Source organism: Tenacibaculum discolor, assembly GCF_003664185.1.
GTDB classification, from domain to species: Bacteria; Bacteroidota; Bacteroidia; order Flavobacteriales; family Flavobacteriaceae; genus Polaribacter; species Polaribacter discolor.
On record NZ_RCCS01000006.1, the window covers coordinates 354,197 to 365,851 of the forward strand.

The window sequence follows — 11,655 nt, forward strand, 5'->3', positions numbered from 1 at the left end:
GAGATTTCTTTACGTTTTTAATATTGACTCTTTAAAAACTAAAATGAAATATGAATTAACTATAAAAAATAATGACAGTTTAACAGTATACAAATACAAAAATCTTATTGAGAGTGAAAAAAACATGGATTTTAAATTCATTCACAAGACTAACCAATTATTCTTTTCAGGAACTGAATTTAAATTAATTAAGAAAGGTTCTTTTTCAGATAAAAACCTATCAGAACTTAATTTTGATACCTACATTTTAACTGAACCTCTTGATGACGGGAATGGTCCTATATTTTTTAATCCCGAATATGGAGTTTTGAATTTAGAGAATGGCTGGGGTAGAAATTTTTTATATTTGAAAAAAGAGGAAGAGGCTCAATCTACCAAAACTATAATTACTACACTTAAAGAAAAAGAATTTTTCCATGAAACATACAATTAATATTGACTTCTAAATGGAACTTTTAAACAATTAAAAAATAGTTATGTATAATTCCAAAAAAATATTTCATCTACTTGTAGCACTTACCGTATTGAGTTGTTCACATTACAAAGAACCAGAAAAAGATAAAGCCACTATTAGAAACATAGATAAATTAGAAGTTTTAAATAAAATATTATCTGACACCATTAATTTAAAACTATTACCATATCAGAAAATACTAATTTCTGACTTTAATTTTTTGCCCAAGCTACCAGAAGAAGTTATTGATAGAGAAGGAGAATTTATATCCGTTAGTTATATTGAATATTTATCACATAACCTTAAAGAAAAAGATACTCTCTTTTTAAAAGAGCAAATTAAACAAAATAAAACACTTGATTTAAAAGAATTATCACAATACAACTATCAAATATTCAACACCTCTGAATTTATTAAAAATAGTGTTTCAATTGACTCATTAACATTCCTTGCATATGAGAAAACTTCATATTCAGATAGAAAATATAACGAAAGTTTTATTTTGATTGATAAACCAATTTTTAACAAAGAAATGAATAGAATGTGTTTAGGTATACATAGGCCTTATTCTGGTGAAAATTTCGTCTTTATGAAAGAGAATGGAAAATGGAAAAAGACATCTATTATATCTCGTTGGGCTAATTAAGTACAACAATTTATTCATTAAAACCTAATAAGCATCCACATCCACAATAAAACGGATGGGTCTAAAATCTTTTACCGCTTCAAACGTATTTTTAATTTTTTGTAATTGCTCTTTGGTTTTTCCTAAGGATTGTTTTGGTGGAATTTTGATTACTAAATTCTTAATATACTGGTTTCGAATACGAGAAACCGCAGGTGCAGTGGGTCCTAATACATTTTCGTGAAACACATTCTGTAACGCTTTTGCTAACCAGTTAATACCATTATCAACACGCGTGTAATCTTTATGCTTTAAGGTAATTTTTATCAAGCGATAGTATGGCGGATAATGAAACTGCCAACGATCTTGCAACTGTTCTTTATACATTTCTGTATAATTATTGGTAGATACTTGCTGTAAAATCTGATGATACGGATTGTAGGTTTGTATCGCTACATTTCCTTGTTTTTTGGTACGTCCTGCCCTACCCGATACTTGTACCATCAACTGAAAAGCTCGTTCATGTGCTCTAAAATCAGGGAAGTTGAGCATGGAATCCGCATTTAAGATTCCTACCAACGATACGTTTTCAAAATCCAATCCTTTTGAAAGCATTTGCGTTCCTACCAAAATATCAATTTCTTGCGCTTCAAAAGCCCCAATAATCTTTTGATACCCATATTTTCCTCGGGTGGTATCCAAGTCCATTCGCCCAATGTTATGATTCGGAAATAGCTCTTTTAACTCGAGTTCAATTTGCTCCGTTCCAAAACCTTTCGTGTCTAAGGTAGCACTTCCACAAGCACCACAACTATTCGGCATTGCACGTTGGTAATGACAATAATGACATTTTAACTCTTTACGGAATTTATGATAGGTTAAACTCACATCACAATTCGGACATTGAGGAGAAACACCACAAGTAGTACACTCTACAACAGGCGAAAATCCACGTCGGTTTTGAAATAAAATAACCTGTTCTTTTTCCTCCAAGGCTTCGGTAATCATTTTTAGTAAACGATCAGAAAAATGACCATTCATTTCCTTTTTTCGATGCTTTTCTTTAATGTCTATCAGTTCGATTTTAGGCAACTGAATGTTTCCGAAACGACGCGTTAATTCTATAAATCCGTATTTGTTTTGCTCTGCGTTGAAATAACTTTCTATCGATGGTGTTGCAGAACCTAACAACACTTTTGCTTGGTGCAAATGACCTAATACTACCGAAGCATCACGCGCATTGTAACGTGGTGACGGTTCAAATTGCTTGTAGGACGTTTCGTGCTCTTCATCCACTACAATCAACCCTAAGTTTGAAAATGGTAAAAACAACGAAGAACGCGCTCCTAAAATAACCTGTGCTTTCGGTTTATTTTCTAACACGTTATTCCATACCTCTACTCGTTCGTTCATCGAGTATTTTGAATGGAATACTGAAATAAAGTTTCCAAAATAGTTTTGTAAACGGGTAATAATTTGAGTTGTTAATGCAATTTCTGGTAATAAAAACAGTACTTGTTTTCCTTCAGCAATCACTTCTTTAATCAGTTTTACATAAATTTCTGTTTTACCAGAACCTGTAACCCCGTGTAATAAACTTACCTGTTGCGTTTCAAAAGAAGTTTTTATTTGATTGAAAGCTTCTTGCTGAAATTCATTCAACTCTTTAATCTGATTCGTTTCTCCTTGGTAGTTAATTCGATCGGTTTGAATATGATAAAATTCAAAAATATCTTTCTCTACCAAGGCTTTTAAAACTGCGGAAGAAGCTCCCGACTGTTCTTCTAAATCTTTTGCTTTTATCGGCTTTTTAGAAGCTGCTAACTGAAAATACGTCAGTACAGCTTCTCGTTGCTTTTTAGCTCTTGAAAGTTCCTCTAAAAGCGTTTGTAGGCCTTCATTTGAGGCATACTTATTATGTAATCGAACATACTTAACCAGTTTAGGTTTGTAGGTTTCGTAAATTTCTTCTTTAATGTAAATCGCACTCTTCTCTATCAATCCGTTAATGATGGGAAGTACGGTTTTCTTTCCTAAAATATCAGCAACTTGATGAATGGTTAACTGTGAATGATGTTGTAAGGCTTCAAAAATTAAAAACTCTTCATCGGTTAGTATTGCTTCTTCTTCAAAGTTTTCATTTTTATAGATGATGGTTTCACTTTCTAGCAAAAATGCTGAAGGTAAGGCTGCTCTGTATACATCGCCTAACGAACACATATAATAGCTCGAAATCCATTGCCAGTGTTTTAGTTGCTGTTCTGTTATAATAGGCGTATCATCTAAAATTTGATGAATGTCTTTGGCCTCATATAATTCGGGTGCATTTTGGTGAATGTTAAACACCAATGCGGTATAAATTTTACTTTTTCCGAAGGAAACCGCTACACGCATTCCTTTTTTTAAAAAAGATGCTTCTGCCTCGGTTACCGTATAGGTAAACGTTTTTTGCAACGGAATGGGTAATATGACGTCGATGAAATATGGCATTATTCTACTATTTCTAATGGAGCTGGTTGTGGTGGCGGTGGAAGTTGTATCTGGTTCCCTTTCCCTTCAAACAGTGCAAAGTCTATTTCCAATAATATTTGAAGAGGATATACTCTCTTTAAAGAATCAATATTTTGCTTTTGAAAACTATTAATAAAATTAAAATAAGATACTGATATAGTATCCAATGCTTTAGAAACTCTTTCTTTAGATTTTTTAGTTAAATCATTATATTTTAAAATAATGAGACTTTTATTAGGGCTATCTGCATACTCAGGATCTTTACCCCTATTTAAAAATTGTTTTTTTAGAAGTTTACTAAAACTATTAACCTCAAGTAATAGTCTATTAGAAAAAAAGGTTGAATCTTGCTTAAAATTCCCTTCTACCTCAATAATATTTCTTCCTTTAGGACAAAATGAAGTAGCTCTACAATAAAGAGCAAAAAACAAATTAATAGGCAGATAGTTTAAGTTTGTTCTTACAAATTGATCTTTACCTTCTATCTTTTTACAATATAAAACCTTATTATTTATAATTTTCTCAATAGTATCTAAATCAAAAACAAAAGTTGAGTCTGTATTTTTCTGTGTAGGAAAAACATCTTTCATAGTTAAAGCTTGTTCCTTTACTGTTTTGGAACAAGAAATAATTAGCAGAAATAAAACAGGAAGTATGTAAAAAGTGGTTTTCTTCATCTAATATCAAAACTACACAAAAATGAGTACATTGTAAACACCAAAGCTTCTATATTTATGACTTCACTAGAATGGAAAAATAAAGGTAAATTTTACACCATTAATAATCAGCAAGTTTTCGTTATTGATGAAGGAAATGCTGATGAAACTCTTGTGATACTCCACGGATATCCTACTTCTTCTTTTGATTATTATAAAGCGCTTCCTTTTTTATCAAAAAAATACAGAGTAATTATTCACGATCATTTAGGGTTTGGTTTTTCTGATAAACCTTTAAACTATTCGTATTCTTTAATTGAGCAAACTGATATAGCCTTACTTTTATGGAAAAAACTGGGTTTACATGAAGTTACGCTGCTAGCGCATGATTACGGCACTAGTATTGCCACCGAAATTATTGCTAGAAACAATATGAATCTGCTTCCTTTTTCTATTAAAGAATTGATTTTGTGCAATGGTAGTATGCATATTGAATTAGCCAAACTACGAACTATTCAAAAGTCACTAAAGAATAAAATTACAGGAAAATGGGTTGCTAAATTGGCGAATCAAACTGTTTTTAATAGGAATATTCGCAAAATTTATGTTGATTCTTCTAAGGTTTCTCAGGAAGAGTTAAACGAAATGTGGTTTCAGTTAAATTATAATAATGGTCGGAATGTTATTCATTTATTGAGCAATTATATTAATGAGCGATACTTTTTTTGGCATCGTTGGATTGGCGGATTGACACAAACACAAATTCCTACAAAAATAGTTTGGGCTACCCACGACCCTATTGCTGTAAAAGCTATTGGAGAGCAATTACACAAAGAAATTCCTAATAATGAATTACGATGGCTTGAAAACACAGGGCACTTCCCTATGTTAGAGAATGCTAAAGAATGGAGTGGTTTGGTATTACGTTAACGTTTAATAGCCTAACATTTGTAGGTACAGCTTTTCTACTTTAGCTCTTGCCCAAGGTGTTGTTCTTAAAAACTTTAAACTAGATTTATAGGTTGGGTTCTTTTTAAAAGCGTTTATATTCAATATTTCTCCCATTTCCTCCCAACCATACTCTAAGTATAATTCTTCTAACATGGTGGCTAATTTTATTCCGTGAAGCGGATTATTTGGCTGTTCTTGACTCATGCTACAAAGGTAAATATTCTATTGTAGTAATTCGTCTAACAAAATTCTAATTTTATCACTATTCCAATCAGCTGCTCCTTTTTTGTCTACAACAATAGTTCCTTTTTTATCCATAATAAACGTCGCAGGAATTGAGTTGCTTACTAACTGTTCTGGTACTTTAGATAAAATATTATACGTTGGTAAATCGTAGCCTTTATCTTTATAAAAGGCTTCAATAGTCGTCCAATCTTCGTTACTTACAAATACAAACTCAACCTTATCTTTATAATCATTATATAGCTTTTGAATACTTGGCATTTCTGCTATACATGGCGGACACCAAGTTGCCCAAAAGTTTACAAAAACAACTTTATTCTTGGTGTCGTTAAAATCTATATTAGTAGTGTTTAACCCTTTTAAATTCCAGTCGTAATCGTTTAATACTTCTCTTTTTTCTTCTGTAATAGTAGAAGGTGAAAATGAAACCAACCTAATAAAATATACTTTGGTTGGCGGATATAGTAATAAGCCTATAATAACGACAAATACAATGTTTGAGATTGTTTTTCTATTGAATTTCATTTAGTTTTTTTTAGGTTAAAGGTTGTTATCTGTCGTTATAAATATTATTGTATTACAAGTTGTGTATGTGTTTTCTTTATCAATCTAAATTAGGCAGTAAAAAATCATTTAAAACGCTTTTTTTAGCCATCATTTTCTCAATATTTTCAACGGTTCTTGGAGCTTCTGCTGATAGGTTTACAGGTCCGTTTTTAGTGATTAAAATATCATCTTCAATTCTAACTGCAATTCCCCACCATTTCTTATCACAAGGGCTTCCTTCTGGAATATAAATACCAGGTTCTACGGTAATAACCATATTTTCTTTAAAAGCACCATATGTTCCTGGATCATGAACATCTAAGCCTATGTGATGAGAAGTACCATGTGGAAAATAGTTATGTTTTGCTGAAGGAGAACTAATAATACCCAAAGCTGCTAATCCTTCATTAATAATCTGTTTTGTTGCTTCTCCTGGCTTCCAAAATTGATTTCCAGGTTTACATACCTTGATTCCTGCGTCTTGTGCTTTTAAAACTAATTCGTAAATAGCTTTTTGTTCTGGAGAAAACTTACCGTTTGCTGGTATTGTTCTGGTTACGTCTGCTGTATACCCTCTGTATTCAGCTCCTAAATCCATTAAAACTAGCTCATTTCCAAGTTTTGTTTTATTATTTTCAATGTAATGTAAAACACACCCATTGTTTCCTGCACCAACTATAGATGGGTAACCTTCATACTCTGCTCCATATTTTTTATACACAAACTCATGAACTCCTTGAATTTCTGTTTCAGACATGTGTGGTTTCATAGCTTTCATTACTTCTACTTGTCCCATTGCCGAAATTCGTATAGCCTTAGTCAACAGTTTTAATTCTTCTGGTGTTTTTACTTCACGCATTTCAGCAAGCGCAGTAGATAAAAATTTAACATCTATATTAGACTCACTATTTTTTTGAAGTTTTATTTTTATTTTTTGTTTGAGTTCTCTTCTTAATCCATCATCTGTAGCACTTATATACTCTTTTATTATCGGGTCTTTTTTATACTCTGGATAATTCTCTAAGTTTTTAGATAGCTCTTTAGCCACTTCTTCTAACTTCGCATCAGGCACATTTGCTATAGCCTTATGAATATACTCTATATTTGGATCTTTAGTTATATTATTCTTATACCCAGACTGCTTTTTAAATGCTTTTACTAAATCGTAAATTTCTCCTTTATCTCTTTCTGTGTTTCTATAATCATCATTAAGTTTTAATATGCTTACTTTATCAAAACTTTTAAAATTAATTGCATCTGTAACAAATTCTTCTGCTGTTTTTGCCATCGCAAACCCTAATTCTTTTTTTGCTCCTTCTACTCCTAAACGTTTTCCATTCCACATTTCAAATCGAGGGTCTTTTTTAGGTACATATAATATTTCATTATAACTATTCCCTTTAGCATCTTTTTGATTTTCAGAAAATAGTACCAAAACCGCATTGGGTTCTCTAAACCCTGTTAAATAGTAAAAGTTAGGATCTTGATGAAATACATAATCTACATCATTCGCTCTGTTTCGAGTTGGGTTCGAAAAAACAACTGCTACAGCGTTTTTAGGCATTTTTGATCGTAAAATTGCTCTTCGCTCTTTATGAAAATCAGCTGGTAAATAATCTGTTGGAACTTGTGCAGATACAACAACACATATATTTAGTAAGAAAAGAGTAAATAATAGTTTTTTTAGCATCGTGATAAAATTTGTTACTCTCAAATTTAGTATTCTATGATAGAATAAGGAAAATATTAACAAACATTTAGGTAATATACTCTTATAATATTACACAGATTCGCCTGTATTGTTTGCTAATTTTTCAATACTTTAGCATCACTTTTTTAAAACAAACAATACACAATAATGAAACCTACATAAATAAAATATACCCTATAATTGGTTGTTTTATTCATAAAAGGTTACATGCGTTAATAAAAACAATAAAAAACAAACACATGAAAAATACAGCTTTATCACATGTACATGAAGCTTTAGGAGCTAAAATGGTTCCTTTTGCAGGTTATAACATGCCTGTACAATACGAAGGAGTAACTGCTGAACACGAAACTGTTAGAAAAGGAGTTGGTGTTTTTGATGTAAGTCATATGGGAGAGTTCTTTTTAAAAGGAGAAAATGCATTGGCTTTAATTCAAAAAATATCTTCTAACGACGCTTCTAAATTAGTTCCTGGAAAAGCACAATATAGCTGTATGCCTAATGCTGATGGAGGAATTGTAGATGATTTAATTATTTACATGATTGCTGAAAATGAGTATATGTTAGTAGTAAATGCTTCTAATATTGAAAAAGATTGGAACTGGATTTCTCAACACAACGATTTAAAAGTTGAGATGGAAAACCGTTCTGAAGAATGGTCGTTATTAGCTATTCAAGGTCCAAAAGCTGCGGAAGCTATGCAATCGTTAACTTCAGTAGATTTATCTACTATTAAATTCTATACTTTTGAAATTACTGATTTTGCTGGAATTCCGAATGTAGTAGTTTCTGCTACTGGATATACTGGTTCTGGTGGATTTGAAGTATATGTAAAGAATGAAGATGTTGAGCAACTTTGGAATAAAGTTTTTGAAGCTGGTAAAGACTGGGGAATTAAGCCTATTGGTTTAGCTGCTCGTGATACCTTACGTTTAGAGATGGGATATTGTTTATATGGTAACGATATTGATGATACTACTTCTCCTTTAGAAGCTGGCTTAGGATGGATTACTAAGTTTACGAAAGACTTTGTTAATGCTGAGGCTTTAAAAGCTCAAAAAGAAGCGGGTGTTACTCGTAAATTAGTTGCTTTTGAATTAACTGAGCGTGGTGTTCCTCGTCATGATTATGAGATTGTTGATGCTGATGGAAACAACATTGGTCGTGTTACTTCAGGAACGATGAGTCCATCATTAGGAAAAGGAATTGGATTAGGATATGTTACTAAAGAAAACTCTAAAGTTGATAGTGATATTTTTATTCAAGTTCGTAAGAAACAAATTCCTGCTAAAGTAGTGAAGTTACCTTTTTATAAAGGTTAATAATATATCTAAAAAAAAGCAGCTTTTAAAAAGCTGCTTTTTACCCCTTATTTAAATAATTTAATTTCTTCCCCAATAAATTAAATTAAGTGCTCTTCTTAGCTTGAGCACTCCAAATATCTACAACAAAAGAGCTTTTTCATCTTTAACTTCCTCGAATGACACCTTTTTGGATATGAGTGTATTATATTATACCTTAAAAGTAAAAAGCAGCTCTTAAAAGAACTGCTTTATAACTATTAATCAACTATTTATATGTTTTTAATCTTTCTTTTCATCATCTTTTGATGCTTTATTCCATATTTTGATTTCATCATCTATTGTAACACCTTCTAATACTTCAATATTTACTCCGTCTGAAACTCCTAATTTTAACTCACGTTTCTCAAACTCGCCCTCTCCTTTTTTCACCTCTACATATGGTTCTTCTGTTTTCTTGTCAAAACGCAATAATGATTCTTTAATAGATAAAACACTGTCTTTTTTCTCTAAAACAATATCTGCATTGGCACTATAACCTGCCCTTACAAAATAGTTGTCATCAAGACTTACATCTGCTTTAATTTTAAATTGTACAGCTCCGTTTTCTTCTGTTCCTTTTGGCGCTATAAAGTTTAATATTGCAGGAAACTTTTTGTTTTCAATAGCCCCTAATGAAACTTCAATGTTTGATCCTTTTACTAATTTTCCTACTTCTGATTCATCAACTTGTCCTTCAAAAATCATTTTTTCCATATCAGCAATAGTAGCGATAGTTGTACCTTCGTTAAAGTTATTTGATTGAATAACTTGGTATCCTTTTTTTACAGGAATTTCTACAACCATACCTGATGTTGTTGCTCTAATATTGGTATTTGCTCCGGCAGAACCTACGGATCCTTTTTTAATGATTTGATAATCATTTTGAGCATTTGTCAAATCATTTTTTGCTTGATTGTATGATAATTGAGAGGCTTCAAACTCTTGACTAGAAATTACTCCTTTATCAAATAAACTTTTATTTCTATCGTATTGAGTTTTTGCATTGTTTAATTGAATTTGTACCGAGTTTATTCTTCCTCTAGCACTTTGCAACGATTGTTCATTTGGTACAACTCTTACTGTAGCTAATAAGTCTCCTGCTTTTACAATTGCTCCTTCTTCAACTACAATTTTGTCTATAATTCCTGCAATTTGAGGTTTTATTTCTACTTCTTCTAGAGGAACTACTTTCCCTGTAGCTACTGCCTTTTTTACAATTGTTGTTCTAAATGGTTTTTCTGTTTCATAGGTTACCACACTTTTTTGATTTTTCTTCCCTAACCAAATTAGGATGACTACAAATAATAGTGCTACTATTCCTAAGATAATTTTTGCTCTTTTGCTCATGATTAATTGATTATTTCTTTTTTTATTCTTCTCTTAATGCTTCGATTGGTTTTACTATTGTTGCCATATATGCTGGTATTAAACCTATTAAGGTTCCTAGAATTACTAGGATTGAAAAGGCTAGCATTACTATGGGTATATTTACGGTTGGATTTACTAATGTAGGATCATCACCACTTCCTACTGTAAAATCTAATAGGAATAGAACAAGTCCTCCAAAAATAATTCCTAACATTCCTGCTACTGTCGTTAAGAAAACAGATTCTAATATTATTTGTCTTTTAATACTTATTGGAGTTGCTCCTAACGCTCGTCTAATTCCAATTTCTTTAGTACGCTCTTTTACGGTAATTAGTAAGATATTACCAATAGCAAAAACTCCTGCTATTAAGGTTGCAATCCCAACAAACCATGTTAAAAACTGCATTCCTGTTAAAAAGCCCATCAGCTTATCTATTTGGTCTCCTAAATTTACACTACCAAATGCTCTTTTATCTTCTGGATGTACCTTATGCAAGTTCTTTAAGGTTAAAAGAATGTCTTTTTCCATCTGTTTGATGTCCACTCCTTCATTTGCCGTAATCATCATCCAATCTACTTTATTTGAAGTATTGTATACTTTTTGAAAAGTTGTAAACGGAATGTATGCAGTATCTCCATCAATATCTATGGTATTTGAAGGTTTATAAACCCCTATAACCTTATAGTTTACATTGCTAATTTTCACATACTGTCCAATTGGCATTTCTTTTTTATCAAACAGTTGTTTGTACATGTCTTCAGAAATAACACAAACTTTAGAATTGTTTTTTATGTCATTTTGATTGAGAAATCTTCCGTAGATTAAATCTTTCTTTTGTACACGATCTAAAACTGGATAATCTCCACTTATTTGAAAATCTCCTGATTTAAAATCTTTAACAACACTACCATTGGTTTGATTTCTTGGTGCTAATAACTTTATTTCTTTATTATATTCTTTTTGAAGTACCTCAATATCCTTGAATGTTAGGTCAAATCTTCTTCCCTTTTGAAATCCTTTAAAAGGCATATCTGTTCTTTGTGTCCATAAAAAAACACTATTGGTAGCAAAGTCTCCAAAAATTCTTTTAAAGTTGTTTTCCATACCACGAGCAGCTCCTAATAAAACTACTAATATGAAAATTCCCCATAATACACCTACAATGGTAATACCTGTTCTTAATTTATTTTTACGAATACTTCCGTAAATCTCTTGCCAAGTGTCTGAATCAAATAAAAACTTCATA

The 11,655-nt window shown here is 31.6% G+C and carries 11 protein-coding genes; 4 read left to right on the top strand and 7 right to left on the bottom strand.

What is annotated here, in order from left to right:
* Positions 1-43: 43 nt before the first annotated feature.
* Both C8N27_RS07870 and C8N27_RS07875 read left to right on the top strand, forming a co-directional pair.
* Positions 44-433 (top strand): hypothetical protein, encoded by a 390-nt coding sequence (locus C8N27_RS07870; RefSeq protein WP_121146919.1) that lies wholly within the window; start codon positions 44-46, stop codon positions 431-433.
* Between the two features lie 43 nt (positions 434-476).
* Complete coding sequence (locus C8N27_RS07875) at positions 477-1,100, top strand: hypothetical protein (protein ID WP_121146920.1); 624 nt, start codon at positions 477-479, stop codon at positions 1,098-1,100.
* A 24-nt stretch (positions 1,101-1,124) separates the two neighbouring features.
* On the opposite strand, the gene priA is transcribed toward C8N27_RS07875, so the two are convergent.
* Together priA and C8N27_RS07885 are read right to left on the bottom strand one after the other, a co-directional pair.
* Positions 1,125-3,569, bottom strand: coding sequence for a replication restart helicase PriA (gene priA, locus C8N27_RS07880; protein WP_121146921.1), 2,445 nt, complete (start codon positions 3,567-3,569; stop codon positions 1,125-1,127).
* The gene (locus C8N27_RS07885; RefSeq protein WP_121146922.1) at positions 3,569-4,267 is read right to left on the bottom strand and encodes a hypothetical protein; all 699 of its coding nucleotides are present in this window, start codon (positions 4,265-4,267) and stop codon (positions 3,569-3,571) included. The genes priA and C8N27_RS07885 overlap by 1 nt, the downstream gene beginning before the upstream one ends.
* A gap of 57 nt (positions 4,268-4,324) precedes the next feature.
* Here C8N27_RS07885 and C8N27_RS07890 point away from each other — a divergent pair, with 57 nt between their 5' ends.
* Complete coding sequence (locus tag C8N27_RS07890) at positions 4,325-5,176, top strand: alpha/beta fold hydrolase (protein ID WP_121146923.1); 852 nt, start codon at positions 4,325-4,327, stop codon at positions 5,174-5,176.
* A 3-nt stretch (positions 5,177-5,179) separates the two neighbouring features.
* Here C8N27_RS07890 and C8N27_RS07895 read toward each other — a convergent pair whose 3' ends face one another.
* From C8N27_RS07895 to C8N27_RS07905, 3 genes are all read right to left on the bottom strand, one after another.
* Positions 5,180-5,401, bottom strand: coding sequence for a VF530 family protein (locus C8N27_RS07895; RefSeq protein ID WP_099214301.1), 222 nt, complete (start codon positions 5,399-5,401; stop codon positions 5,180-5,182).
* 18 nt (positions 5,402-5,419) lie between these two features.
* Positions 5,420-5,965 (bottom strand): TlpA family protein disulfide reductase, encoded by a 546-nt coding sequence (locus tag C8N27_RS07900; protein ID WP_121146924.1) that lies wholly within the window; start codon positions 5,963-5,965, stop codon positions 5,420-5,422.
* Between the two features lie 79 nt (positions 5,966-6,044).
* Entirely contained in the window at positions 6,045-7,676 is a 1,632-nt protein-coding gene (locus tag C8N27_RS07905) for an aminopeptidase P family protein (RefSeq protein WP_121146925.1), read from the bottom strand.
* 260 nt (positions 7,677-7,936) lie between these two features.
* Here C8N27_RS07905 and gcvT point away from each other — a divergent pair, with 260 nt between their 5' ends.
* Positions 7,937-9,019 (top strand): glycine cleavage system aminomethyltransferase GcvT, encoded by a 1,083-nt coding sequence (gcvT, locus tag C8N27_RS07910; protein WP_099214597.1) that lies wholly within the window; start codon positions 7,937-7,939, stop codon positions 9,017-9,019.
* Between the two features lie 261 nt (positions 9,020-9,280).
* Here the strand turns inward: gcvT and C8N27_RS07915 are convergent, their stop codons facing one another.
* Entirely contained in the window at positions 9,281-10,387 is a 1,107-nt protein-coding gene (locus tag C8N27_RS07915) for an efflux RND transporter periplasmic adaptor subunit (RefSeq protein ID WP_099214298.1), read from the bottom strand.
* A 22-nt stretch (positions 10,388-10,409) separates the two neighbouring features.
* Positions 10,410-11,654 (bottom strand): ABC transporter permease, encoded by a 1,245-nt coding sequence (locus C8N27_RS07920; RefSeq protein ID WP_099214297.1) that lies wholly within the window; start codon positions 11,652-11,654, stop codon positions 10,410-10,412.
* Between the last annotated feature and the right edge of the window lies 1 nt (position 11,655).